The following is a 25,128-nucleotide window of genomic DNA, read 5'->3' as shown; positions in this document are numbered from 1 at the left end:
ATATGGTTAAAATAATTGACATTCGGGCGCTTCAAGGGGCGGGGAGATCAGGGGTTCCGGTCTATATTGAAGGATTTTTATACGATTTGTTCATAGAAAAAAAAGAAAATGAACAAAGTCCGATCATACTTTGGATTAATTCTGCTAAAGACATCGTTTTACCAAATTTTATTGATGATTATATTCATTTGCCGAATGTATGCTTGGTTCATACGAAGGTTCCGAATAAAATTTTAAATGTTTGCTGTAGTTTGTTTCGCCGGCCGCGGATAGATAGGTTGCGCGGCTTGAGGAATGTACTTCGTGGCTTTGATGATGATGTAGAGTTCATCGTGCTTGATCCGCGGCCGGCTCCAGTCTCAAATAAAGTAAAAAAAACTATAGTTGTACATGATCTGAGCCCTATAAAGTTCCCACATTTCTTTTCACTTAAGTCTAAATTATGGTTTTTGTTTTTAAGACTTAGAAAAGAGTTGAAGGAAGCATATAAAATATATGCTGTTTCACAATTTACCGAATCTGAAATCAAAGGACTTGATTCTTCTCTGAGAGACAAGATCACTGTTCAATATCCGATTACGTTGCTCAATGATAGTCGTGTGCATTTGTCTGAAGAATTTTTGACGGAAATTTTAGAGAAATATAAAATTCCAAATCAGCCTTTTTTGTTTACAATCTCAACTCTTGAGCCTCGTAAAAATATAGAAACTTTGATTAAGAAATTTTTGAATGGCGATTTCCCGAAATATGAATATTTGGTAATCTCAGGCAAAAAAAATGAACGAATTTTTGACACTATTAAATATAGGACTCATCCTTCGATAATTTTCACAGGTTTTATTTCCGAGGAAGAGAAATTGGCTTTTTATAATCTCGCTTCCGGATTTGCGTGCCTCTCTCATTATGAAGGGTACGGAATACCGATTAGGGATGCGATGAACTTCAAATTACCACTGATACTGAGTGATATCCCGGTGTTTCATGAAATAACACAAGGTTATGATGACCTTACTTGGGTGCAGTTATAGTCAGTTGATCGTAAATGCGGCTATTTGTTTTTTCTTGTGTAATCTTCGATAAATATACTGATCACGGTTGCAACCGGTAATGCGATTATAATTCCGAGTAGTCCCAGGAATTGGAAACCTATAAGCATTGCCAATATTATGATAACAGGGCTCAGTCCAATAGCTTTTTTCATGATTAGTGGAATAAGTACGTTACCTTCCAGCACTTGCATAAATAGGCACCATGCAGCGACTATCAATACTAGCCATAGTGATTGGTTTGAAGCAATCAATGCGGCAGCTAAGAATGTAATTGCAGGCCCTATCATTGGTAAGAATTCGGCTATGGCGGCTATCATACCAAGAGTTGCCGCGTACTCTACACCCATAATGAAAAACCCAAGTCCGGTAATCACTCCCATAGTTATTGAGAGTACTATTTGTCCACGTAACCAGTCTCCAACTTTGTCTTTTACTTCGCCTGTTTTTGTAACTATATAATCGCTGTATTTTGATGGAAAAAGTGATCTTAGGAAGCGTTCACTGTCGTCCTCTTCCAGAACCATGAAGAAGGCAAGTACGAGTACGATAAGTGCATTTAATAGTCCGTTAAATACCACAGTTAGAGCTGTCCATGTATTACCGGCTATACCTTTTAATTGTAAGGCGACGTATTCAAGACCTTTTTGTAAATTACCTATAAGAGTGTCTTTATCAACTGTTTTAAAGAAATCATCGACAAATGGTCTCCATTGATTTTCGAACGGTAGGTCTGTCCTTCCATTTGAAGTAATGTTTGTTATAAATTCTGTCACTTTGTTTGCAAGATCCCCAACTTGTCTTCCAATTAGCGGTATTAGTTGAGATATAAAGAAGAATAAAAATATGAAGATGGTGAAATATATGAGCAATACTCCGATAGCACGTGGGATTTTTTTACTTTGTAACTTGTCTACAGTTGGGTCAAGTGCCGCTGATAGGAATAAAGCGACGAAGAAAAGTATTAGAATTTGTTGAATTGATGCTAGAAATTGAGATAATACATATAGCAAAATGATTAGGAGCGTTGCTTTAGCAACGCTAGCCATAGACAATTCCACAACCACTTTCTCTATTTTCTTACTCTTTGGTAAAGCAACAGCTTTCTTTGGTTTTTCATCCCTTGCCTTATTGGTTAATTTCTCCACACGTTTTTTTAGTTTCTTTGTGTGACTCATGAATTTCTCGAAATGTGTTTGCATTGCCATGATAGTTGTAATTATATTTTAATTTATTTATGCACCGGTAAGCGCCACTTGTACGACGTTTACTATGATCCATGAGAGTAGGGTGATAACGAGTCCTATTAGGGCGTTTTTGATCGTGTCTTTACCCTTTTGCTTATCTTCAGTTAGAGATCCTATTAGATATTGATACGCTCCAATTACTATGAAAAGTACGCAAACAAGTCCTGCCAGTTGAATTATTACTTCTACAAAATATCTTATCATATATGGAACCATAAAAAGATGGAATTGCCCTGACTTTAATGTACAGGCGATTACATCGTATTGGTCATCTCTACTTAGTTCATTTGTGAAGTGTGTTTTTGCATCTTTTTTTGCTGTTTCTCTCGCCTCCGCTTCAACTCCTTGGGTTTTGTATGCATTTACAATATCTGTGTATTCAGAGAAAGTAGAACATTTTTGATTTGCTATAGGTATTGCCGTTCTAGTTGGTACTGCGAATGCAGTACTCGATAAAGCAGGAGCTATCCGGATCGCTAAAAGCACACTTAAAATAAGCGTTAATATAGATCTTCCGATGATACTTCTTAATGTTGAGGCTCTGTTAGTTCGCATTTGTGTGTTTTTGTTTGCTTTGACTTACTTTATAGTCCTCCTTATTTAACAATAACACAGTCTTAAAGTCAAAGTTATTGAAGATAATACTGCCGAGCCTTATCATGTTCGCACCCGCTTGTATTGCAAGTTTGTAGTCTCCTGACATTCCCATGGACACCGTTTTGAGTTCATATATCGTGGTCAAAGCTTTTAGTTGTTCAAATTGGGTGAGCTGTTGTTTTTCGGTTAGATTTTCCGCGAGTATTGTCATAAGGCCATTAATTTGAATGTTCTGAAGGGGTAGGGATAGTGCCATTTGAACTTCTTCCGCTTTGAACCCATGTTTTTTTGGATCTTTGGATATGTTTACTTCGAGTAATACTTTTTGAATTTTCCCTGTGAGGCTCGCCTCTTTGTTGATTTTTTCTAATAATTTAATGCTATCTACGCTTTGTATGAGGTCGAAATGTTTTACTATATCTCGTGCCTTATTTGTTTGAAGGTGGCCTATAAAATGTAAGCGTATGTTATTTTCGATACATGTTTCATATAGAGTTTTTGTAGAAGGAGGTGTTTTTATTAAAAATCTGTTCTGAAATTCTTGCCAGCGTGATTCCCCTATATCTTTCGTGGCTCCACTAAAAATAAGTTTCTCTACTGTTTTGAATGGTTGATTTTTTGTCACGACGACAAGTGTGGCATTTTTTATTTCAGGCAGTATGTTTTTGATTGTTTTGGTTGGGTCTTGATTCATTTTAATAACTTGTATTTTTGAATTAATTTCAGTAGAATCCCTCTACGCTTTTACTATATTTCACCCCTTTTGGAAACAGTTATTTCACAAGTGAACGAAAAATCTACCAATAAAGATGCTCCAACCAGATCTGCTCGAATTGCAATAGTTGGTAGGCCGAACGTAGGTAAATCAACTATTTTCAATAGGTTAATTAAAAGAAGAAAAGCTATTGAGTCGGAGACACCCGGTACTACGCGTGATCGTGTTACTGAAAAGTTTCGTATTGATGGTATGGCTGCCCAGTTGATAGATACGGCAGGTCTTTATTATGAAGGTGATCTTGAGGATGATGTAAAAATGCAGGCTTATATAGCTATAGCTGAAGCAGATGTTATATTATTTGTTATGAGTGCTGCTGATGAGCTTACGGTAACCGACTTTTCTGTTGTGAAGATTTTGAGAGAAGCAAAGAAGCCTACTATTTTGGTAGCGAATAAATGTGATAATAAACAACTTGATTACACAACTTTCAATTTATGTGAACTTGGTTTTGGTGAGCCTATTCAATTGTCGGCCGTTCATAAGCGTGGATTTGATGTTTTAACCAATCAAATCGCAAAATTATTGCGTGCAGAGGGGTTTACAAATGACACTTCCCCTAAAAAATCAAATGAATTGAGTTTATGTCTAATTGGTAGGCCAAATGTAGGAAAATCATCGTTTTTTAATTCTTTAGTAGGTGAGAAAAGGTCTATTGTTTCAGAAATTCCCGGGACTACGCGTGATGAAGTGGACACTCTTGTTGTCCGAAACGGTGTACAATACAGACTTGTTGATACTGCAGGTATTCGACGTAAAGGTAAGGTTGGACAAGGTATAGAAGGGCTCTCTGTCCTGCGTAGTTTGTCTGCTGTCGAGAGGTCGGATATTATATTTCTACTTATAGATTATAAGGATGGAGTTACAAATCAGGATATGCACGTTGTTGAGGAGGCGATGAAGGCCGGTAAGGGGATTGTATTAGTTGTAAACAAAACTGATCTTATGCCAAAAGGTGAAGAAGCAAAGATGTCATTTGTAAATTATTTGCAAAAAAAGTGTGCATTCTTGAGTTTTGCGCCTGTGCTTTTTACTTCCGCTTTAACCGGTAAAAATGTCGATAAAATTTATGCTTTAGCGGATCAGATACATGCTGAGCGCATAAAACGTATACCAACAGCTGAATTAAATGCTTTTTTCAAGAAAGTTGTTGCAAAACGTGGGCCACATGGGACGAAAAATATAAAGCCAAAATTACTTTATGCGACTCAAGTTGATGTTGAGCCACCGCATTTCGTACTTTTTGTGAATCAAGAAGACTCTTTTCATTTCTCATATAAACGTTATATGGAAAATCAATTACGCGTTGAATATGGATTTACCGGTACCGTGATCAGGATGGATTTTAGGAGTAGGGTGCAAGAGGCTTAATTTAGTTTAATTTAATAGTGAAATACTCTTTAGTACTACTTTGCATAATATTTCTTTTTTCTTATGTAAGAATTCAGGGAATTGATAACTCTGATAATAAAACAGAGGATTTATTGATGGTGCAAATGGCAATAGATATTGCGAATTTCAAAAGTGATAATTCTCTTTCATTAGGAAATACGCATTATGTTGTTCATAAAAATAAGCTTTTTCTTCAAGGTAACGATAAGACAGACTATAGAGTGTTTGTTTTTTCGCTTCAGTCAGGCACTCCGGTTTTTCTATATGAAGACAGAACTTATGTCCCAAATAAAGAACAATTTTTAGAGTACGATGAGCTTGAGCCTTTCCAGTTTAATTTTGAAGCAATTCCAGAAGCTGATATAAGCGTTAGCATATACTCTGAATATCCGACCGACGAAATGACTTTCAGCGATATTGTGAAATGGGAGTATCCTACGGTGAAAGAAAATGAGATATTAGCTTTCAAATACAGAAAAGAATATGAATTCACAAACAGGGTTGTAAATATAAAAATATTGTGTGGCGATATATATAATTACGATCCGCTGTTGTACGTCAATTTACTTAGATTCCCGGATGTAGATGATGTGATTTTTACTTTTTAATAAAAATTATGTTTCAAAGCGTAGTTATCATGAAGAAAAGTATAAAAGCAATAATATACTTAGTTGGTATATGTATAGCGATCTTCTTACTTGCCTCTTGCTTGTCAACAGAAGCTCGTGGCATCAACATATTAAGCGTGGATCGTGTTCAAGTCACTGAGGAAATAAATAATTCCGCTTTGCTTGAAGCTTGCATGAACTGGCAACTCTCAAAAGAGGACGTGAAAGAAATTTTCAACAATGCTCGCCAAATATCTGAGATGGAAAAAACAAGAAGTTACTACTCTATTCCTTGTGAAATAAGTGGGGGGCTGGAAAGAGATGGTGTACCCTTCTCTTTTGAAATCAATGGAGGCGCAACTATAATGCTTATTTCTCAAAATAAAACCCACACCTATTACGGCTGTTCAGCGATACTATGTGAACCCTATTTTTTAATAATGCCCGATGGCATGTCAGGGCTAGAAGGTGAAAATCAACCACACACTATCTCAGAGGAAATCTTTAAAAGTTTCAAATGGATGAAATAAGTATGGATTCGTGAAAAAAGCGAAATATCGCTTTGGTTGGGAACGCCGTTCGCCTTAGGCGGCGCAATAAAATAACCGCTACAAAGCGGGCATAAATGAACACGCTTGTATATTGCCCCCTGATCTTTAACGTATCGCTGTATCACTTGTTCGTTCGCATACTGCCCAACCGTGTTTATATAATATCCACTTGTCCAAAATCCCCCTCCCCAAAGTGTCCTCAACTTCATCCGTAAAAACCTTGCGCCGATACTTACACACCAAGTGATACAGCAGCGGGCTCTTGTTATGGCTTTTGTAGATATGTTCGCTCACGCGAACCACTATACCATCGCAGCAAGCTGCGGAGAAATCTTTCGAGTATAACAAAAATTGACATTTTCACCCACAGCTATGGTTTACAGTACCCCTGTGAGCGCTGTTCCTTTTGTCAATATTACGTATTTATGATATAATAATATGAGTATTTTATATAAATACTAACAAATAAATGACCTACATCGACGAAAATCAGCTGCTTGAATATCTGCGTTCTGCGAGAGATTATTTTGATGCGAAAGATTTTGAAGCGGCATACCGAGCGTGTCAGCAAGCTTTGAATCTCGATTCAACAAATGAATTTGCGAACAAAACAATTTTGAAAGCGGCGAAAGAAATCAGAAAAGCACGTAAAAAGGAGCTCAAAAGAAGAATAAATGACCTACAGTCACTTTGGGATTTAAAAGAATATGATAAGCTGTTAACTGAATATGAAGCTTTGGATAAATTTTATCCGGAATATCCACCGGTGCTATTTCAGATAGCGCGACTCAAGACCTTGAGTCGCGAACAAAAAGAAAAAGCCTCAAGTAAATACAAAAAAGAAATTAAGAAAAACATCAAAACTCTGCACAAAGATGGTAAATTTATGGAAACAATAAATGCGATTGAACAAATAAAACCATATTTCGAAGGTGAATCTTGGCCTGATGATCTCATGCAAAAGGTCAAACATGATTATGTTATAGAACAGTTAAAATCGAGAAAAGAACTGCTAGAGCACCAGGAATATGAAAGATTGTATAAATTTTTGACGAAGCTTTATCAGATTTTCCCAGAAGCAAGGATCAAAAAATACATCGACCAAACTGAAAATCTCATACTTGAGAATAGAAAATATGAAAAAAGCGTCTTTATAGAAGATTCTCTAGATTTTATAAACTCGCTATACAATCAAGGCAAATACGAGGAAAGTATGCAAGTATGCGAAGAACTTCTAAGTCTTACCGGTGAATCAAACCTCAAAGCAAAAAAATTCTACTCTAGCGCAAGAAAATCCAATGAAAAAGAAATGAACGTCAAGATTAAAGAAATGATGATTGAAAAGAATAAAAACCTCAATAAGCAATACCTGGAAGCACCTGAAAACTTCGTAAAGATTTAATCTGGTAGAATAATCAGCCTACAGCATTATCATCTGATCCCTTTTTGGTCCAACCCCAATAGAAGAAACTTTTACTTGAAGCGTATCTTCGATGAACTTCACGTAGTTTTGAGCGTTTTCCGGTAAATCAGGAAATGACTGAGCCTGCGAAATATCTTCAGTCCAACCAGCGAACTCTTGATAAACCGGTTCAACTTTTTCAAGGTCAGCAAGCCGAGTAGGGTAGTAATCAACTTTTACGCCATCTACCTTATAAGATGTACAAACTTTAATGATAGGCACTCCTGTAAGTACATCAAGCTTCGTAATATTTATAGAACCCAATCCATTTACTCTCGCAGAATATTCCATTTGAACTAGATCGAGCCATCCACAACGACGAGGCCGCCCGGTTGTTGAACCAAACTCCCCACCATTGTTACGAATTTGATCACCAAGTGCATCATGAAGTTCTGTTGCAAAAGGCCCAGCTCCTACACGAGTAGTATAAGCTTTTACAATTCCTATAACTTCAGAAAGTGAACGAGGCGGAATCCCAAGACCGGTACAAATGCCTCCGATAGATGAATTAGAAGAAGTTACATAAGGGTAAGTTCCATGATCGATATCGAGCATAAATCCATTTGCACCTTCAATCAAAACATCTTGCCCATCTTTAATAGCTTTATTTATATCTACAGAAACTGGTCGAAGCATTTTTAAAATCTCAGGAGCCATTTTTATATGCCACTCCAATTCATCATCCGCATCTTCATATTTGAAATCATACATTTCTTCCGCTCTCGCCACATTTTCACGATATTTCTCCTCAAACATTTTCATATCTTCAAAATCACACATTCTCATCGCATGACGAGAAATTTTCTCGCTGTAACAAGGCCCAATCCCACGCTTCGTAGTCCCAACTTGTTTCGACCCCTTAGATGCCTCCTGCATTCCATCGATCACTTTGTGATAATCAAAAAGTATCGTCGCTCTATCCGATAATGTCAAGCGTCCTTCCCAAGTAATACCACCCTCAGCTAACTTCCTAAGTTCTTCAAACATTGTCTCCAAATGCACCACCACGCCATTTCCAATCATACAAACAGTTCCTTCATTAAGTAACCCTGATGGCAAAAGATGAAACACGTGCTTCTTGTCACCCACAACGACCGTATGCCCCGCATTCGCCCCACCTGTCGCACGACCAATAACGGGATAATCTTTTGCCAAAATATCTACTAATTTACCTTTACCTTCGTCACCCCATTGGGCTCCAAGCACTACAGTTACTTTTGACATAAGAGGAATGTTAAAAAAATGTTCACTCCAAATTTAAATGAAGACTCACTATTTTACAACTTTGAATTTCACAACACCTACTTGCTAAAAAGCATTTTAAGTTTATATTATAGGTGCAAATTATATCAAATCACAATGAAACAAAGGGATATCACAACTGAAGAACTAGAAAAGTTAGTTGATAATGATGATTCCGACTTCATACTATGGCTTTCAAAAGAATACTGCCATCATTGCAAAGACTATGAAAAAGAGATAGCAGACCTCGACCTGGAAGGAGGGATTTTAAGAATAAAACTTCTATTCACTCAAAATCGTTTGCTTCGTGAAATAAAACAAATATTAGGATTTGATTTAAGAGGCTTTCCTGTAACCATGCATATAAAAGGAGGGGATGTGATCAAAGAATTTTATGGGAATAAAATCGAAAAACTAAGGGAATTAATCATTGAAATGAATCTCACTTCAATGTAGTTTTTAAAAGAATACAAAACTAACCCCTCTATCAATGCTAACAAACGAACAGCTCAAAGCCCAAATTCCATATGTTCTCAAAGGAACAGATTTCAATATCGGAACTAAATATGAAGGAAAAGTGCGAGATAATTATACGTTTGACGGTAAAAGGCTACTTGTTGTAACGGATCGTTTATCAGCATTCGACAGAATTATCGCGAATATTCCATTCAAGGGGCAGGTACTCAATCAGTTAGCGAAATTTTGGTTTGAAAAGACAAAAGATATAGTTGGTAACCACGTGATAGAGTTCCCAGATCCAAATGCTATACTCGCTAAAGAATGTAAACCGCTTCCTATTGAGATGGTAGTGCGTGCATACATCACAGGATCAACCACAACTTCAGCATGGTACAATTATGAAAAAGGAGTTCGAAACTTCTGTGGAAACGAACTTCCGGAAGGTTTGAAGAAAAATCAAAAACTAGCACACCCAATAATCACTCCATCTACAAAGGCACTTCAAGGAGACCATGATGAATCAGTTAGCGGAGAAGAAATTTTGAGACGTACCGACTTAACGGCGGAACAATTCGACCATCTCTCGGATATATCGCTCAAACTCTTCGCAAGAGGTGTTGAAATCGCAGCGAAGCAAGGGGTTATACTCGTTGATACAAAATACGAATTTGGAGTCGACCCTGAAGGAAATGTCGTACTTATAGACGAAATCCATACACCGGATTCTTCGAGATTTTGGCTCGCTGATACTTACGAAGAGCGAATGGCAAACGGGGAAGAGCAGGACAATATCAATAAAGAATATCTCCGCCTATACATGGCGAACCAAGGTTATATCGGTGAAGGTGAGATGCCGACGATTCCTGAAGAAGTAATCGTAGAAACAGCTCGCCGCTATATCGAGGCCTATGAAATGATCACCGGCGAAACATTTATGGCGAAAGTAGGAGATGTGTATGAGAGAATCAAGTCAAATCTTGCAAAATATGGAGCCTAATGATTGGAGCGTGAAATAATTCATGAGGCTTGAAATAAAGTCTCAGTAAAGCTATTCTATAGCCTGACTTTAAACCCATCAAAAATGCTAGTACCAATATTACTCGGATCAGAATCAGATAAAGAATTTGCAGGGAAAATCACTCAGCACTTCGATACTTATGGAATTCCATACGAAATCGTTGTGAGCAGTGCGCACAAAGTACCTGAAAAACTTCTTCAACATATTAAAAAATACGATAACTGCGGTGAGGATATCGTTTATATAACAATCGCAGGACGCTCAAACGGACTATCTGGAGTGACTGCAGCTAATTCTTGCTTCCCTGTAGTTGCATGCCCACCACATCAAGATAAAGACGATTTCACAGTAAACATCAATTCGACTTTGATGATGCCATCTGACACACCGGTTCTCACTGTTTGTGACCCACAAAACTGCGCTATGGCGGTTATGAGAATTTTTGGAATGAAGAATGAAGAGATTAGGGCGAAAGTTGAACAAAGGATGAATGAAATCAAAGGGAAATTCTCTGAAGCTTAAGATTCTCAAATAAAATTGACGTATTCAATTAACAGGCAAAGAACTTTACTCTTAAGAGTAACATTACAAGGTAAGTCAACAATTTAACAACCTCTCATGGATCAAAACCTACATTCACTTTTCAATCTTTCACCGCTAGATGGGAGATATAACGACAAAACACGTTCACTAACGAGTTTTTTTTCGGAAGCGGCTCTTCAAAGATATAGAATAATTACCGAAGTAGAGTGGCTTATTTTTATGTGTAATTCAGTTCAATACGTAGAAAATGCCGGAAGTGAACCAAAAAGGCTCGAAGGGACTAGGGAGCTAAGTGAAAAAGAAATAGATTTATTACAAAAATTATATATTGAATTTGATGAAACCGCAGCGGCACACATAAAAGATATAGAAAAAACTACAAATCACGATGTAAAAGCCGTAGAATATTTCATGAAAGAAAAGCTAAAGAAAAGCTCACTAAAAGATGTTTTAGAATTTATACATTTTGGATGCACGTCAGAGGATATCAATAATTTATGCCACGCAATGATGCTCAGAGATTCTATCGAAGAAGTGATCGTTCCGACTTTATTTATGTTGAATATGAACTTAAAAGCTCTTGCGGCTGAACATAAAGCAGTCCCAATGCTATCAAGAACTCATGGACAATCGGCGACTCCGACTACGGTTGGTAAAGAATTAATAGTATTTGTCGCACGACTTGAGCGCCAACTATCACAACTTCTAAATTCAAGCTATCTTGGCAAGTTCAATGGAGCTGTAGGGAACTACAATGCACATTTAAGCGCATACCCCGACTGGGATTGGGCAACTATCGGAGAAGGGTTTATCGAACATTTAAATCTCACACCAAATTTATTTACAACTCAAATAGAAAATCATGACTACATGGCTGAAATTTTCGATAATATAAGAAGAATTAATACGATACTTATCGACCTTGATCGTGATATATGGAATTATGTCAGCCTAGGTTATTTCACACAAAAATCGGTAAAAGGAGAAGTTGGATCATCCACCATGCCACACAAAGTAAACCCAATAGATTTTGAAAATAGTGAAGGCAACCTCGGACTCGCAAACGCAGTCCTCGGCCACCTAAGCGAAAAACTCCCAATCTCGCGCATGCAACGAGACCTGACCGACTCAACAGTACTCCGCAATATGGGAGTCGCCTTCGGCTACAGCTTAATCGCTTTTGAAAGCACCATCAAAGGTCTCGGCAAACTCGAAATCAACAAAGGTGCGCTTGCGCGCGATCTAGATTCGCACTGGGAAGTTTTGGCCGAACCCATCCAAACAGTCATGCGCAGGTACGGCATAGAAAAACCATATGAAAAACTGAAAGAATTCACTCGCGGCAAAAAAGTAGACCAAAAATCATTTGAAAAATTCATCGATGGATTAAAAGACCTTCCTGCATCTGAGCGCACACGTCTTAAAAAAATGTCACCTATGAATTATATAGGCGAAGCTGTACAACTCGTAGATATGTACATAAGCGGAGGCATGGAAGATGGCAGTGGCTGTGGTGGCGGTGGTTGCTGTTGTGATGCTGGTAATCACTCACTGAGGGGTGGGTCATATGTCTATACCTAGCTGGTTACTTCTCCGCACTACAGGTTGATTTTTGGAGTAGGTTTATATAATTTGCTTACGTACTTAATAAAGAAACACAAATGATACTCTCAGACAAAGACATAAGAGCCGCGATAGCAGCCGGCACGATAGAAGTTACCTCCCAAGACGGACTACACGGACAGGTGATCGGCCCGTCCAGTTATGATATTAGACTTGGAAAATTTTTCAAAATTTACAAACACGCACATCTCGCAGTGCTTGACCCGGTTAAATCAGAATCATTTGAAGGAGTGACTGAAACTATTGAAATTGTTGATGGACAGCCATTTATAGTGCAACCGGGCGAATTTGTACTTGGTGTCACTATGGAAAAAGTGAAACTTCCTGACAATATAGTAGCAAGAGTAGAGGGACGAAGCTCACTTGGTAGACTTGGTATAATAATTCACTCAACAGCTGGATTTATAGATCCGGGATTTGAAGGAACAATCACTCTTGAAATCACAAATATCAATCGTATGCCGGTAGCACTGTATCCGGGTATGCGTATTGGTCAGTTCGCATTTGAGACAATGACATCAGCGGCGGAAGTTCCATACAACAAAAAAACTTGTTCGAAATATATGAATCAATACATGCCGGAAGAGAGTAGGGTGACGATGGATCCGGAGTTTCGCAGAGGGGTGAAAACAGGCGTTGAGGAAAACAAGACTGAAGAGATAATTATAGAAATATAAATTTTATGACATTCAAAGAAGTAAATCCAAGACAAAATTTCCCTGAAATGGAGAGGCGGCTAGTCGCTCATTGGAAAAAACATAGAATTTTTGAAAAATCAATTGAGCAACGCCCAAAGGATAAAGAATTCGTATTTTACGATGGACCTCCTTTTGCAACGGGGCTTCCTCACTATGGACACATCTTAGCGGGAACTATGAAAGATGTCGTACCGAGGTACCAGACTATGCGTGGACACAGAGTTGAACGTGTTTTTGGCTGGGATTGTCATGGCCTCCCGATAGAAAACTTGATCGAAAAAGAACTGGACCTAAAGACTAAAAAAGATATCGAAGAAAAATTCGGAATCGGGAAATTCAACGAAGCATGTAGGGCAAGTGTACTCAAGTACGCAAATGAATGGGAATCAACGGTCGAACGCATGGGGCGCTGGGTGGATTTTAAGAACGACTACAAAACCATGGATCCAAATTTCATGGAAAGTATTTGGTGGGTATTTAAAGAATTGTGGAACAAGAAACTAATTTACAAAGGACGGAAATCTATGCATGTATGTCCAAGATGTGTTACGCCTCTTTCAAATTTTGAAGTTACTCTCGGATACCAAGATATAACTGATTATTCAGTAACTGCAAAATTCAAGCTCGACACAACTCCAAAAGGCCGGATGGAAGGTGAATACTTCGTGCTCGCATGGACTACAACACCATGGACTCTTCCTGGAAACATGTACTTAGCACTTGGTGAAAAAATCGAATATGGAGTGTATAAAAATGAAGCTGGAGAATTTCTAATTCTTGCAAAAGCACTTGAAGAAACTGTATTTGGAGAAGATCCACGTGAATATATCGCTGATATTTCGGCAAAAGACTTGATAGGACTAACATACGAACCACTTTTTCCATATTTTGCGAATTTGAAGGGTAGTGGAAATGAAAAATTCAGAATACTTATTGGTGATTTCGTAGCTGACACAGATGGAACCGGAGTTGTACATATTGCAGGTGGATATGGTGAAGACGATATGGAATTTGCTAAAAAACATGGTGAAAAAGACGGATCTGATGTTATTTTACATGTGAATATGGATGGTACATTTATTCCGCAGGTCACTGATTTTGTAGGAATGGAGGCAAAGCCAAAAGACGATTGCACAAAAACAGATAGAAAAATAGGAGAGTGGCTAAGCAAAAACGGCAAATTGTTCAAAGGATTTAACTATAAGCACAGCTACCCACATTGTTGGAGATGTGACACTCCACTTCTCAATTACGCGACTGATGCATGGTTTGTTTCGATAGATAAGATCAAAGCAAACATGGTGAAGGAAAATTCAAAAGTTAACTGGGTCCCGGATCATGTCGGACAAGGTCGATTCAATGACTGGCTTGAAAATGCACGCGACTGGTGTATCTCACGAAGTAGATATTGGGGAACCCCTCTACCTGTATGGATAGGAGAAAAATCCGGAGAAGCTATGTGTATAGGTTCTATAGAAGAACTGGAAAAGCTCTCAGGGAAAAAAATCACTGACCTTCATAAACATTTTGTCGATGACATAACGTTTGAGGCGGAAACCGACAAAGAAACGTATAGAAGAATCCCGGAAGTACTAGATTGCTGGTTTGAATCAGGATCTATGCCATATGCCGAGCAGCATTATCCATTTGAAAATAAAAAGGAATTTGAAGAAAATTTCCCTGCAGAATTTATAGCGGAAGGGCTGGATCAAACACGAGGATGGTTTTATACATTAATGGTGCTTGGTTGCGGACTCTTCGGAAGATCTCCATTCAAAAACGTAATAGTAAATGGGCTCGTACTCGCAGAAGATGGTAAAAAAATGAGTAAAAGATTGCAAAATTACCCGGACCCAAATGAAGTATTTGAAAGCTACGGAGCTGATGCACTCAGGTTTTACCTTATGAATTCACCGGTAGTTCGAGCAGAACCTCTGAGATTCTCTGAAAAAGGAGTCGAAGACGTTGTAAGGAAAATATTACTTCCGCTTTGGAATTCATATTCATTTTTCGTAACTTATGCAAATATAGATGGTTGGGAACCAACCAAAGAGATGCTTGAAGGTAAGCACACGCCGAAGACCGATAACAAACTCGACAGCTGGATAATTTCAGAACTAGAAGCACTTTTGCAAGAACTAACTGAAGAAATGGACAACTACAATCTTCAAAAAGCTTCAACTCCGATAGTTAATTTCATAGAATCTATGACAAATTGGTATATAAGACGTTCTCGCAGACGTTTCTGGAAATCAGAATCTGACACAGATAAAGAGCAAGCATATGCAACTTTATATTACTGCTTAGTTCGAATCAGCCAGATAATCGCACCATTTACACCGTTTATAGCGGAAGAAATTTATGTAAATTTAACCGGAACAGAGTCGGTGCATCTTTCTGATTGGCCGGAATTTGATGAGAAAAAAATCGATCTTGAGTTAAACCAAGAAGTTTCACTAACACAACAAATAGTAGCTCTGGGGCATGCTATACGTTCTCAGAAAAAAATAAAAGTCAGACAACCACTATCGGAAGTGCAAGTTGCAGTTGCTGGAGATTTTGATACTTCAAAACTGGAACAAGAAACAATTCTTGAAGAACTAAATGTGAAATCATTCGCAATACTCAGGGATCCAACTGATATAGCAGAAATAGTCATAAAACCGGATGGAAAATTACTCGGACCAAAGTATGGTGGGGAAGTACAGAATATAATCAGAGAAGCGAAAGCTGGGAATTTTGAAAAACTCGCAGATGGACAAATAAAAGTTTTGGATTTTATACTCGAAGAAAACGAATATGAAATTCACTATGAAGGTAAAGCCGGACTCGATGTTGCATCAGAAAAAGGAATAGTAGTTGGGCTAAATACAGAGATAACGGAAGAACTTCTAATGGAAGGAGCTGCTCGTGATACGGTAAGATTTATCCAAGACATGCGAAAAGAAGTAGATTACAAAGTTTCCGACCGCATAGATGTATACATCTTTACAGATGGAGATCTTTCAACCGCTCTCGATGCTTATGGAGATTATATCCGGGAGGAAACACTTACTGAATCTATGATTATCTCAACTGTAGACGAAATATCAAACAAAGCAGCCTTCGATCTATGGAAAGAGCAAGAAATCGAAGGACACATGCTATTAATTGGAATAAAGAAGAAATTATAAAATTACTACTAATTAAAAAACAATAAAATGCTCAGATTAAATTCATTAGCAACCGAAGAAGATGAGGACTCAGAAATAATAACAGTTCCCGCACCAACATGGCTAAGAGCAGTTTTAGCAGAAGTTATAAATGAAGAACATCTCGATCAATTTGCAGAGCTACCTGAAGTAGTGGAGTCTGCATTAACAAAGTGGTATCAAGAAGCTGTAGAGGCCGGCGTAGAAATAGCTGGAAAACCTGACGAAACAGCAGTTCTTAACCTTGTATCTAATTTCCCGAATTACTTTGGAAGAATAGACAATCGAGATGTCACATTAAAAATGTTCGGCACAAGTAGAGATAAGTTAGTAGAAACCGAAAAAACATTCCATGCAGAAGAAAAGACGTGGCAACAATTCTTTGATGAGATAGACGAAATAATGGAAGCTCTAGGCATAGCATTATCAGAAAAAATTAATGTAGGTCGTGACTTTGAGGAAGCAAAAAGAAATGGATTAATGTCATTTCCAATCATTGTTGAATTGATAAAAAGAGGTTATCAACTCAATGAAATGTCAGTTAATCTAGATACATAACTCACACCTTTACAATTGATAACTCTCCGACTAAAATGGCAGGGAATTTTTGCAAATCAGAAAACAAACATTCTAATCAAAGCAACATGCTTAGAAAACTAATACTCGGCATACTACTCAATACATTAGCGTTTTATGCGGTGACAAAAGTAGTGCCACAGGTTACATACGAAGGAGGGTGGGGTCTACTCATATTTACCGGAGCTCTGCTTGGATTCTTAAATGCATTCATCAAACCGGTAATAAAAGTATTTTCGTTTCCTATAATATTTTTAAGTGGTGGACTTTTTTTAGTTGTGATAAATGCGGCAATTCTATGGCTTCTGGTTAATTTATTCGATGTTCTTGCAATAAATGAATTCAACATAATAATGGCAGGAGGAGGAGTGACGTACTTATACGCCGGAGCGGTGTTTGGAGTGATAAACTGGCTTGAACACTGGCTTTTTAAAAGATAAATAATTTTTAATTTAAAATAAAATGCATAACGTACTCATCATTATTCACATAGTAGTATCAATACTTCTATGCCTCGCTATTTTGATTCAAAACAAAGGTGGTGGGCTAGGGGCCGTATTCGGCGGTGGAGGTGAATTCCATTCAACAAAAAGAGGTGCTGAAAAGTTTTTACACAATTCAACGATCCTCTTAACCGGATTATTCGTGTTCTTAGCAGTGGCAATCGCACTAGTTAAATAAAAAATCGTGAAATTTAAGAATGTAATAAAAAGCTATAGTCGTTTTGAGAAGGCCTTTAGCATATTGCTATGTGCAGTTATTCTGGTTTCTCTTATATCAATATATTATCAAGCAATACCGGATGCACTAAAGAGTAAAAAAGGTGACCAAGTGACATATACAGAAGCTGTTTACGGCTCAGTACAAAAATTAAATCCGGTATACACAGATTTCAACAGCGTGGATCAAGATATCTCACGTCTGCTTTTTTGCAGTCTCAGCAAATACAATCCGGAAACAGGTCAGGTGGAAGAAAGTATAGCAACTCACACACTTGACACTGGACAAACTATATACACATTTACAATCAAACCGGATATCAAATGGCATGATGGCACACCCGTGACCGCTGATGATGTGATATTTACATATCAAACTGTAATCCAAAATGAAAAATTCCGGAATCGTATCCTAAAGGAAACTTTCACGAATGTAGAAATAAAAAAGATAGATGAATCAACTGTAGAATTCATATTAAATGCCCCTAATTCATTTTTCTTCACAAGTACGGTAAATGGATTACTTCCTGCACATATATTAAAAGACATAACAGTAGCTAATCTGCCAAATCATGAATTCAACTCTAAACCTATTGGATGTGGGCCATTTGAATTTGATTCTATACACATAGCTGAAAAAGAAATAACACAAGTTAAATTAAAAAAATTCAATGATTATTTCGAAAAAGGCGGGAATATAACAAATGTCATTTTCAATATATATCCGGATTTTGGTTCAATGATTAGTGGACAATACAACGTACATGGCATGGCAAGAGTTCCGATTTATTTCAAAGATGAAATCCAGGACAGTAGATTCAAACTAAATGAATATACGCTACCGCAATACACAGCTCTATTTATGAATACAAATTCGCCATTTTTGAAAAAGCAAAAAGCAAGGCTGGGAATAAAAAAAGCTATTGAGAAACAGTCTATACTCGATGCGGTGGGCTACAAAAAAAGTATCGACACTCCACTACTTGAACTGAAGCAAGACGATTGGAGGAATCAAAGTAACATACAAGAAGCGATGGGAGCCTTGTTTGACGCAGGTTGGAGTTTGAATCAAGAAAAAGGTTTCCGAGTAAATGAAGATGGGGAAATATTTCACATAAGACTTCTTGCACGTCTTTATGATGAAAATTCAAAAGCTGAAGAAATTACACAGAAAGTTGTAAGCAATATAGAACAACAACTAAAAGCCATCGGTATAAAATTAAAAATAATTCGACTTCCACTTGCAGAACTGGAAGGTGCAATCATGAAAAGAGACTACGACCTACTATTATATGGACAAAACCTTGGTTACAACATGGATGTATATTCGTTCTGGCATTCAAGTCAGATAAATCAAAATGGCCTGAATTTATCAAATTACACAAATCCTACAGCGGATTTATTGATTGAAAGGATCCGCCATGATTTTGACCCAACCGGAAAAGAAAAGAAATTAACAGAACTGGCAGGTCTTTTTTCTGAAGATGCACCGGCAGTTTTCCTATATACACCAAGTTATTATTATTTGGTTGATAGGCAATTTTCAGGCGTAAAAGCGCCCCATTTAGCTATTCCAACGGACAGATTGAACAACCTTCATCTATGGGAAGCTAAATAAACATGAGTTTTTCTTGACTTTACAACTATTTTGACTAGAATTCTCGGGCACACGGTATATAAAATGTAAAATCCAAAAACATGCAAGTAATTTTGACCCACAATATAACAGGAGTAGGCTATACAGGTGATGTTAAGAACGTAAAACCTGGATATTTTCGTAACTACCTTTTCCCAAAAGGTCTTGCTGCGCTTGCAACAAAAGATGCATTGAAGAAATATGAAACCATGAAAGAACAGACGGTAAAAGAAAAAGAAGAATTAATGGCAAAAGCTGAGGAGACTAAGGCAAAACTTAATGGTATCACACTTAAATTCAAAGAAAAAGTATCTGAAAAAGGAACTCTCTACGGTTCAATAACTATTGATGACATACTGGAAGCTCTAAAAACTCAAGCAAAAATGGAGCTTACAAAAGATGTTGTCTCAATTGATGGAGGTTCAATCAAAGAAGCTGGAGAATTTACTGCAACAGTGAAACTAAGTGAAAAACATAAGGCAGAGGTTAAAATAGTGGTAGAAGCTACTGAATAGTATGCAAAGAAAACTAATTGGAATTGATCTCGGAACCACGAAAACCGGTCTCGCACGTAGTGACGAGAGCGGCACTTTGGCGTTCACATGGCAAACCATAGAAGGAAACCTAACTTCACAACTCAAAACGCTCACAGCACTGATTTTGCAAGAACAAAGCTTGAAACAAAACCAAGGTAACGACAAACCTTTCCAAATAATAGTTTTTGGCTTACCTTCTCAAGCGGGGGAGTGGAAAGACAAAATCCAGGCTTTCGCATTGGAATTGAAACATGCGTTGCAAGAACGAAAACTCGACATATCCCTCGTGTTCGCCAATGAAGATTTTTCCAGCTTCGATGCTCAAAAAAACATACGTGAAGTAAAATCAACCATGAAGAGGAAAAAGCGATCTCAAATAGACACTCAACAAGATGACGCCGAAGCCGCACGAATTATGCTCCAGGGGTATCTTGACAAAAAAACCTAAAATGTTAAGATTGACGTCTCGTAATTAAAAAAAAGAAAGTATGTTAGGAATTATGGCTGGGTATACAGCAATGCTAGAAGCTAAAGCAAAGGGAGTAGAGAGGGAGCAAGCGACAAAAACCGGAGTAACTGCGGCGTATGAAGAAGTTGTATTTCAAAAAGATATGAGAAAAACATTAGAACACATACTCGCAATCGATGAAGATGGAGATTTTATTGAAGAGGAGGGGTTGTGAAGATGAAGTAATAACCTCTCCAAGTGGGACACTTTAGTCCATCAGCACCTCAATCCCAGGGAGAACCTTACCTTCCAAAAATTCAACCATCGCTCCACCTCCGGTAGACACGTGAGTGTATTCTTTGAATGAAATTCCAAGTTTGTTTACAGCATCTACAGTATCTCCACCGCCGATAACGGTAGTTGCATTTTTGTTTGCTGCGATAGCCTCCGCAATACGCTTTGTACCTTCCATAAATTGTGGGAATTCATAAACTCCAAGAGGGCCATTCCAAACAATCATTTCGGCATTTGATAAAATTTCAACACATCGATCAATTGTATTACTACCTAAATCAAGGATTCTCATATCACCCATCACATCTTCAACCGGTACATGCGCCGCCTCTGCCGTTGCACTGAACTCTGAGGCAACCATCGCATCGGTTGGGATCACGACTTCATTTACATGTTCGCTACAAGCAACCAAAATTTCACGAGCAAGTTCAACTTTGTCTTCTTCATATAAAGAGTCTGCAACATCAAATCCTTCTGCAGCCAAAAATGTATTCGCAATTCCGCCACCAAGTATAAAAGTATCCACTTTGTCATAAAAATTCTGAATCATTCCTATTTTCGTATCAACCTTTGCACCACTCACTATCATCACAAAAGGAGCTTTTGGATTTTCCAAAATCTTCCCAAGCATTTCGGCTTCTTTTTCTACCAAACGCCCAGCAGCTATAGCCTTACCCTCAGCCTGCATCACCTTGGCTACAGTAGTAACGGACGCCTCATCTCTATGACACACTGCAAATGCATCATTAATAAAAACATCTCCATGCTCTGCCAATTTCTTTGCGAACCCTTCATCGCCTTTTTTCTCTTCCGGATGGAATCTCACATTTTCAAGCATAAAAACTCTATGATCCTGACTTTTACATGGAATCCCAACACAATCACTCACATGCAGGACCTCTTCCCCCATAATATTACTCAATTCTTCTGCAAGAACCTTGGTAGATAGAGTAGGGACTTTCTCACCTTTTGGTCGCCCTAAATGAGTCATGATAACAAGCTCAGTCACTCCACCATCCAGAATATCGTAAATAGTATTCATCGCGGCAACTATCCTAGTATTATCCTGAATTTCGCCGGTTTCTTTATCCAGAGGAACATTAAAATCCACACGCAAAAGTACACGTTTGAACTTGAGATCCACGTCTTTGAGAGTTTTGAGAGCCATTTTTAAATTATTATGAATATAATTTGCGATATTTCCAGTTTATTGAGCAACTTTACTCTTAAGAGTAACATCACAAGCCATCCTCAGGGCATGTTTAACCTACCAACCCAGCTGAACTTTCAGGCTACATTTTGCCATAGAGATTAATCATTTCAAGAGCATTTAATGCCGCAATGTATCCTTTGTTTTTCATCCAGTTTGAGCCACCATCTTTGTCTTCTTCGCCTTCACCATTCTCATCCACCGGCACAACTGATCTTGCATAAGCCTTTTCTATGTTATCGACCATAAGCACTTCAAAAATCACAGGTTTACCTTCATCCAGCTGTACACGCATAATTCCATCAGCCGTCTCTTTGCATACATACTCATAGTGCTCGGTATCTCCTTTAATAATAACTCCAAGAGTTATAACAACATCACACGCCTCTCCACCGGTTTCACCTCGCAGCAGTTTCTGAGCAGTAAGTGGGATTTCAAATGCGCCGGGCACCCGTACTATTTCTATCATATTTTCGCCATCACTATCGACATCGGGTACACCATATTTTTTCAAACCATGAATAGCCCCTTTGAGTAAGTTACCGGTAATATCGTCATTAAATCTACTCACAACAATTCCTATTTTTCCACCACTGTATTTTATAGATCCTTCTAGCATTTTTTAGAGTTAAGAGTTCCTTCGATTAGAAAATTCAATAATCTTTGCAGCATACCTAGCCATCATATCAGCTTCTAGGTTTACTTTATCACCTTTTTTTAAAAGTCCAAGGTTTGTATTTTCGATACTATGGGCGATCAATGAAACCTCAAAAAAGTTACAACTAACTCTTGAATCGATTTCATCTGAAGACTCTGTTGACCCAACCTTTGAAATAGTAAGACTTACACCATTTACAGTTATCGAACCTTTGTAAACAATAAATTCCTCTATATCCTCCGAAAATATAATCCTAAGCGCAGTGCCATTATCTTGGCGCTCCAAAGCGTCCACCAATCCGGTGCAATCAATATGCCCCTGTACCAAATGCCCATCAATAGAATCCTGAAGTTTCATAGCCGGTTCCAAATTTACTTTTGTTCCAACTTCAAAATCAGAGAAGTTTGTAACACGCATAGTCTCTGGAATAGACTGAATTGTAAAAGATCCATATTTTCCATCGTCAAACAATTCAAAATCAACCACAGTCTGACAAGCACCATTTACAGAAATACTATCCCCATTTAAAAGAGTGGAAGGAAAGGCAACATTCGACATATCCGCTTCAATTACGAAGTAAATACCATCGTCTTTATTCACAACCGACTTGACAGTTCCAATTTCTTTTACGATTCCTGTAAACATATTTTTATTCTAAAAAAGCACCAACATTTAAGTATATTTGGAGGTTTTAAGCAATGGCAGAATTGAAAAATAGCGCATCAAATTCACAAACTTACGAAACTCGACGATCTGTTTTACAAAATTCAATTACATTTTCAAATTCAGAATATTTTAGATTTCTTTCATGTTTTTTTTAAAAACGATTTAATGTTTTTTTATTCGATATTTTAAAGAATTTTTAATTTCAATTGCTATGTTCTGCTCGTCAAAAAATGACTGGCAAGTATTTCTTAACCAAAAACTACCATGCCAAGTATCAACAAAGTCCAACTTATCGGTAACGTAACTGCCGATACAACGCTCAAAATGACAAAGAGCGGAAAGAAAGTTACAAACTTCACTATTGCCACAAACGAGCAATGGAAAAACCCGGAAGGGCAAGTTATGCGCAATGCCAATTTCCACAAGGCTGTGGCTTGGAATGGGCTAGCTGATTTCGCATCAAAAGTCTGCAACAAGGGACGCCTCATGTATATAGAGGGTAAACTTGTAAATCACGACTACAAAAACGAAAAGGGTGAGAAGAAATACGTCACCGAAGTAGTTGTAAGTGGTTTAAAACCACTCGACTATGGGAAAAAAGAAGATGAAGAAACTACTTCTGACGAACTACCTACAGAAAACATGGAAGTTGAAATAGTTGAAGACGGCGAGCTGGTTGCAGCTTAATAGTCGGCCTTTACCACCTATGGGCATAAAAACCCTATGCATAACGAATCATCCAAGACCTACAAAGCCAATAAAAACTCAAAAGGCCGACCCTACCACATTTATACATGAATTAGGTATCGGCTTTTTGAAAATTAATTCGCTAACGAAAACACATGAACACAACCGGCCGTATCTGTATAAGTTTAGAAATAGAATCCCTTTCCGATTCCGAACTTTATCAAAAGTGCAAAGACTTTGGACTCCAAACCAGAATCTGGAAACGTAAATTCGCAGGCCTCTTACCGGAAGTTGCAAAAAGAGAACTCCACAAAAAACGTGGATTTTCCTCAATATACGAATTCGCCGGCAAGCTTGCCGGAATGAGCCATGAAGCAACCGGTAAAATACTAAGAATTGCCATAAAAGTTGAAGATAAACCTGCTCTGAAAAATCTACTCATATCCGGAGATCAAGGTTGGAGTAAAATAGAAAAAGTTGCATGGGTAGCAACGAAAGAAACGGATGGGAAATGGGCGGAAAAAGTTAAGAGTATGCCACAACAAGCCCTTGAGGTATTTGTACAAGAATTCAGAAACAATCAAGAATCCGGACAAAATCCAAGAATAAATAATGATCTAACTCTTAAGAGTAAAGCTGCAGAACAAATAGAAAGTATCGCAAACGAAGGCTATGGTCATTTCCATGAAAACAAATGGACCACTTTATCATTTGCAGTAAGTCCGGAGACAGAATTCCAACTTAGATATTTAAAACAAGCGATTGAAAAAGAAAGGAAAATAACGCTTACGTGGAATGAATTTATGGAAGAAGTCGTGAAAAAATGTAAAACAACGAATACCAAAACTTCAAGAAATACAAATTCAAAAGAAGTAAAAAAACAAAAATCAGAAAAAACCGATGAAACCTCTCGATACATACCCGAAGCAATAAAAAAAGCCATACGTGAAAAACATGAAGGACGTTGCGCCTACCCAAACTGTAGGAATGCAGGGATGATTTTACATCATATAAAACGGTTTGCATTAAATAAGAATCATAATTCGGAATCAATAGTCCCAATATGCAAAAAACATGAGCTACTTGCACACACCGGTGAAATTATAAATGAAGATAACCAAAGCGACATGTGGCAAACAGGAAACCTATTACACAAAGAGGAACTAAATAAAACTCTTGAGGGCAAAAACAAACTCTCAATCGACTCAAAGGTACATATGTACAGAAAAGAATGAAGTCGGTATGA

General features: G+C 37.8%; 27 protein-coding genes and 1 pseudogene. 20 read left to right on the top strand and 8 right to left on the bottom strand.

Features of this window, described 5'->3' with window-relative positions; genetic code table 11:
* The first annotated feature begins 2 nt into the window (after positions 1-2).
* Positions 3-1,028, top strand: coding sequence for a glycosyltransferase (locus tag Q8P68_02505; protein MDP4008041.1), 1,026 nt, complete (start codon positions 3-5; stop codon positions 1,026-1,028).
* A gap of 20 nt (positions 1,029-1,048) precedes the next feature.
* Here Q8P68_02505 and Q8P68_02500 read toward each other — a convergent pair whose 3' ends face one another.
* The 3 genes from Q8P68_02500 to Q8P68_02490 are packed head-to-tail and all read right to left on the bottom strand — an operon-like array spanning position 1,049 to position 3,584.
* A complete protein-coding gene (locus tag Q8P68_02500; protein ID MDP4008040.1) occupies positions 1,049-2,254 on the bottom strand; it encodes an AI-2E family transporter in 1,206 nt (401 codons plus the stop codon).
* Positions 2,255-2,281: 27 nt separating this feature from the next.
* Positions 2,282-2,848, bottom strand: a complete 567-nt coding sequence (locus Q8P68_02495; GenBank protein MDP4008039.1) for a pilin — start codon at positions 2,846-2,848, stop codon at positions 2,282-2,284.
* Positions 2,838-3,584, bottom strand: coding sequence for a YggS family pyridoxal phosphate-dependent enzyme (locus tag Q8P68_02490; GenBank protein ID MDP4008038.1), 747 nt, complete (start codon positions 3,582-3,584; stop codon positions 2,838-2,840). The genes Q8P68_02495 and Q8P68_02490 overlap by 11 nt, the downstream gene beginning before the upstream one ends.
* Before the next feature lie 69 nt (positions 3,585-3,653).
* On the opposite strand from Q8P68_02490, the gene der reads away from it, so the two are divergent.
* Genes der through Q8P68_02475 form a run of 3 tightly spaced genes read left to right on the top strand, consistent with a single transcriptional unit; the run spans position 3,654 to position 6,195 of the window.
* Positions 3,654-5,036 (top strand): ribosome biogenesis GTPase Der, encoded by a 1,383-nt coding sequence (gene der / locus Q8P68_02485; GenBank protein MDP4008037.1) that lies wholly within the window; start codon positions 3,654-3,656, stop codon positions 5,034-5,036.
* 17 nt (positions 5,037-5,053) lie between these two features.
* Positions 5,054-5,665 (top strand): hypothetical protein, encoded by a 612-nt coding sequence (locus Q8P68_02480; GenBank protein ID MDP4008036.1) that lies wholly within the window; start codon positions 5,054-5,056, stop codon positions 5,663-5,665.
* 29 nt (positions 5,666-5,694) lie between these two features.
* Positions 5,695-6,195 carry a hypothetical protein gene (locus tag Q8P68_02475; GenBank protein MDP4008035.1) on the top strand — a complete coding sequence of 167 codons (501 nt, stop codon included), beginning with the start codon at positions 5,695-5,697 and terminating at the stop codon, positions 6,193-6,195.
* Between the two features lie 95 nt (positions 6,196-6,290).
* On the opposite strand, the pseudogene Q8P68_02470 reads toward Q8P68_02475, so the two are convergent.
* Positions 6,291-6,510: pseudogene (locus tag Q8P68_02470) on the bottom strand (transposase).
* Positions 6,511-6,685: 175 nt separating this feature from the next.
* Here Q8P68_02470 and Q8P68_02465 point away from each other — a divergent pair.
* Positions 6,686-7,618, top strand: a complete 933-nt coding sequence (locus Q8P68_02465; GenBank protein ID MDP4008034.1) for a hypothetical protein — start codon at positions 6,686-6,688, stop codon at positions 7,616-7,618.
* A gap of 18 nt (positions 7,619-7,636) precedes the next feature.
* On the opposite strand, the gene Q8P68_02460 is transcribed toward Q8P68_02465, so the two are convergent.
* Complete coding sequence (locus Q8P68_02460; GenBank protein MDP4008033.1) at positions 7,637-8,902, bottom strand: adenylosuccinate synthase; 1,266 nt, start codon at positions 8,900-8,902, stop codon at positions 7,637-7,639.
* A gap of 135 nt (positions 8,903-9,037) precedes the next feature.
* Between Q8P68_02460 and Q8P68_02455 the strand changes: the two genes are divergently transcribed.
* From Q8P68_02455 to Q8P68_02395, 13 genes are all read left to right on the top strand, one after another.
* Positions 9,038-9,376: a hypothetical protein gene (locus Q8P68_02455; protein ID MDP4008032.1), complete on the top strand. Its 339-nt coding sequence runs from the start codon at positions 9,038-9,040 to the stop codon at positions 9,374-9,376.
* 34 nt (positions 9,377-9,410) lie between these two features.
* The gene (locus Q8P68_02450; GenBank protein MDP4008031.1) at positions 9,411-10,376 is read left to right on the top strand and encodes a phosphoribosylaminoimidazolesuccinocarboxamide synthase; all 966 of its coding nucleotides are present in this window, start codon (positions 9,411-9,413) and stop codon (positions 10,374-10,376) included.
* A gap of 84 nt (positions 10,377-10,460) precedes the next feature.
* Entirely contained in the window at positions 10,461-10,919 is a 459-nt protein-coding gene (locus tag Q8P68_02445; GenBank protein ID MDP4008030.1) for a 5-(carboxyamino)imidazole ribonucleotide mutase, read from the top strand.
* Between the two features lie 96 nt (positions 10,920-11,015).
* The gene (gene purB, locus Q8P68_02440; GenBank protein ID MDP4008029.1) at positions 11,016-12,521 is read left to right on the top strand and encodes an adenylosuccinate lyase; all 1,506 of its coding nucleotides are present in this window, start codon (positions 11,016-11,018) and stop codon (positions 12,519-12,521) included.
* Positions 12,522-12,601: 80 nt separating this feature from the next.
* Entirely contained in the window at positions 12,602-13,240 is a 639-nt protein-coding gene (gene dcd / locus Q8P68_02435; GenBank protein MDP4008028.1) for a dCTP deaminase, read from the top strand.
* A gap of 5 nt (positions 13,241-13,245) precedes the next feature.
* On the top strand, positions 13,246-16,434 hold the full coding sequence (gene ileS / locus Q8P68_02430) for an isoleucine--tRNA ligase (protein ID MDP4008027.1): 3,189 nt from the start codon (positions 13,246-13,248) through the stop codon (positions 16,432-16,434).
* A 27-nt stretch (positions 16,435-16,461) separates the two neighbouring features.
* Positions 16,462-17,010, top strand: coding sequence for a hypothetical protein (locus Q8P68_02425; protein MDP4008026.1), 549 nt, complete (start codon positions 16,462-16,464; stop codon positions 17,008-17,010).
* An 86-nt stretch (positions 17,011-17,096) separates the two neighbouring features.
* Positions 17,097-17,468, top strand: coding sequence for a phage holin family protein (locus Q8P68_02420; GenBank protein ID MDP4008025.1), 372 nt, complete (start codon positions 17,097-17,099; stop codon positions 17,466-17,468).
* A gap of 22 nt (positions 17,469-17,490) precedes the next feature.
* Positions 17,491-17,709 carry a preprotein translocase subunit SecG gene (gene secG, locus Q8P68_02415; protein ID MDP4008024.1) on the top strand — a complete coding sequence of 73 codons (219 nt, stop codon included), beginning with the start codon at positions 17,491-17,493 and terminating at the stop codon, positions 17,707-17,709.
* 6 nt (positions 17,710-17,715) lie between these two features.
* Entirely contained in the window at positions 17,716-19,365 is a 1,650-nt protein-coding gene (locus tag Q8P68_02410) for an ABC transporter substrate-binding protein (GenBank protein ID MDP4008023.1), read from the top strand.
* A gap of 80 nt (positions 19,366-19,445) precedes the next feature.
* A complete protein-coding gene (rplI, locus tag Q8P68_02405) occupies positions 19,446-19,898 on the top strand; it encodes a 50S ribosomal protein L9 (GenBank protein MDP4008022.1) in 453 nt (150 codons plus the stop codon).
* A 1-nt stretch (position 19,899) separates the two neighbouring features.
* The gene (locus tag Q8P68_02400) at positions 19,900-20,367 is read left to right on the top strand and encodes a RuvX/YqgF family protein (protein MDP4008021.1); all 468 of its coding nucleotides are present in this window, start codon (positions 19,900-19,902) and stop codon (positions 20,365-20,367) included.
* 40 nt (positions 20,368-20,407) lie between these two features.
* The gene (locus Q8P68_02395; protein ID MDP4008020.1) at positions 20,408-20,602 is read left to right on the top strand and encodes a hypothetical protein; all 195 of its coding nucleotides are present in this window, start codon (positions 20,408-20,410) and stop codon (positions 20,600-20,602) included.
* A 33-nt stretch (positions 20,603-20,635) separates the two neighbouring features.
* Here the strand turns inward: Q8P68_02395 and Q8P68_02390 are convergent, their stop codons facing one another.
* The 3 genes from Q8P68_02390 to Q8P68_02380 form a co-directional block, all read right to left on the bottom strand.
* Positions 20,636-21,829, bottom strand: a complete 1,194-nt coding sequence (locus Q8P68_02390) for a phosphoglycerate kinase (protein MDP4008019.1) — start codon at positions 21,827-21,829, stop codon at positions 20,636-20,638.
* 124 nt (positions 21,830-21,953) lie between these two features.
* Positions 21,954-22,490, bottom strand: a complete 537-nt coding sequence (gene ribH, locus Q8P68_02385) for a 6,7-dimethyl-8-ribityllumazine synthase (GenBank protein ID MDP4008018.1) — start codon at positions 22,488-22,490, stop codon at positions 21,954-21,956.
* A 9-nt stretch (positions 22,491-22,499) separates the two neighbouring features.
* Positions 22,500-23,174, bottom strand: a complete 675-nt coding sequence (locus Q8P68_02380; protein MDP4008017.1) for a riboflavin synthase — start codon at positions 23,172-23,174, stop codon at positions 22,500-22,502.
* 285 nt (positions 23,175-23,459) lie between these two features.
* On the opposite strand from Q8P68_02380, the gene ssb reads away from it, so the two are divergent.
* Positions 23,460-23,882, top strand: coding sequence for a single-stranded DNA-binding protein (gene ssb, locus Q8P68_02375; GenBank protein MDP4008016.1), 423 nt, complete (start codon positions 23,460-23,462; stop codon positions 23,880-23,882).
* Positions 23,883-24,037: 155 nt separating this feature from the next.
* Positions 24,038-25,117, top strand: a complete 1,080-nt coding sequence (locus Q8P68_02370; GenBank protein ID MDP4008015.1) for an HNH endonuclease signature motif containing protein — start codon at positions 24,038-24,040, stop codon at positions 25,115-25,117.
* Positions 25,118-25,128: the final 11 nt, after the last annotated feature.

This window comes from Candidatus Peregrinibacteria bacterium, from assembly GCA_030700255.1.
Classification (GTDB): Bacteria; Patescibacteriota; Gracilibacteria; order UBA1369; family JABINC01; genus JABINC01.
This window is presented reverse-complemented; position numbering and strand designations above follow the sequence as displayed.

Bases quoted from the DNA above. Each gene is read 5' to 3' on its own strand.
- Q8P68_02505 (MDP4008041.1), top strand. From the start codon at position 3: ATGGTTAAAATAATTGACATTCGGGCGCTTCAAGGGGCGGGGAGATCA.
- Q8P68_02500 (MDP4008040.1), bottom strand. From the start codon at position 2,254: ATGGCAATGCAAACACATTTCGAGAAATTCATGAGTCACACAAAGAAA.
- Q8P68_02495 (MDP4008039.1), bottom strand. From the start codon at position 2,848: ATGCGAACTAACAGAGCCTCAACATTAAGAAGTATCATCGGAAGATCT.
- Q8P68_02490 (MDP4008038.1), bottom strand. From the start codon at position 3,584: ATGAATCAAGACCCAACCAAAACAATCAAAAACATACTGCCTGAAATA.
- Q8P68_02475 (MDP4008035.1), top strand. From the start codon at position 5,695: ATGAAGAAAAGTATAAAAGCAATAATATACTTAGTTGGTATATGTATA.
- Q8P68_02465 (MDP4008034.1), top strand. From the start codon at position 6,686: ATGACCTACATCGACGAAAATCAGCTGCTTGAATATCTGCGTTCTGCG.
- Q8P68_02460 (MDP4008033.1), bottom strand. From the start codon at position 8,902: ATGTCAAAAGTAACTGTAGTGCTTGGAGCCCAATGGGGTGACGAAGGT.
- Q8P68_02455 (MDP4008032.1), top strand. From the start codon at position 9,038: ATGAAACAAAGGGATATCACAACTGAAGAACTAGAAAAGTTAGTTGAT.
- Q8P68_02450 (MDP4008031.1), top strand. From the start codon at position 9,411: ATGCTAACAAACGAACAGCTCAAAGCCCAAATTCCATATGTTCTCAAA.
- Q8P68_02445 (MDP4008030.1), top strand. From the start codon at position 10,461: ATGCTAGTACCAATATTACTCGGATCAGAATCAGATAAAGAATTTGCA.
- purB (MDP4008029.1), top strand. From the start codon at position 11,016: ATGGATCAAAACCTACATTCACTTTTCAATCTTTCACCGCTAGATGGG.
- dcd (MDP4008028.1), top strand. From the start codon at position 12,602: ATGATACTCTCAGACAAAGACATAAGAGCCGCGATAGCAGCCGGCACG.
- ileS (MDP4008027.1), top strand. From the start codon at position 13,246: ATGACATTCAAAGAAGTAAATCCAAGACAAAATTTCCCTGAAATGGAG.
- Q8P68_02425 (MDP4008026.1), top strand. From the start codon at position 16,462: ATGCTCAGATTAAATTCATTAGCAACCGAAGAAGATGAGGACTCAGAA.
- Q8P68_02420 (MDP4008025.1), top strand. From the start codon at position 17,097: ATGCTTAGAAAACTAATACTCGGCATACTACTCAATACATTAGCGTTT.
- secG (MDP4008024.1), top strand. From the start codon at position 17,491: ATGCATAACGTACTCATCATTATTCACATAGTAGTATCAATACTTCTA.
- rplI (MDP4008022.1), top strand. From the start codon at position 19,446: ATGCAAGTAATTTTGACCCACAATATAACAGGAGTAGGCTATACAGGT.
- Q8P68_02400 (MDP4008021.1), top strand. From the start codon at position 19,900: ATGCAAAGAAAACTAATTGGAATTGATCTCGGAACCACGAAAACCGGT.
- Q8P68_02395 (MDP4008020.1), top strand. From the start codon at position 20,408: ATGTTAGGAATTATGGCTGGGTATACAGCAATGCTAGAAGCTAAAGCA.
- Q8P68_02390 (MDP4008019.1), bottom strand. From the start codon at position 21,829: ATGGCTCTCAAAACTCTCAAAGACGTGGATCTCAAGTTCAAACGTGTA.
- ribH (MDP4008018.1), bottom strand. From the start codon at position 22,490: ATGCTAGAAGGATCTATAAAATACAGTGGTGGAAAAATAGGAATTGTT.
- Q8P68_02380 (MDP4008017.1), bottom strand. From the start codon at position 23,174: ATGTTTACAGGAATCGTAAAAGAAATTGGAACTGTCAAGTCGGTTGTG.
- ssb (MDP4008016.1), top strand. From the start codon at position 23,460: ATGCCAAGTATCAACAAAGTCCAACTTATCGGTAACGTAACTGCCGAT.
- Q8P68_02370 (MDP4008015.1), top strand. From the start codon at position 24,038: ATGAACACAACCGGCCGTATCTGTATAAGTTTAGAAATAGAATCCCTT.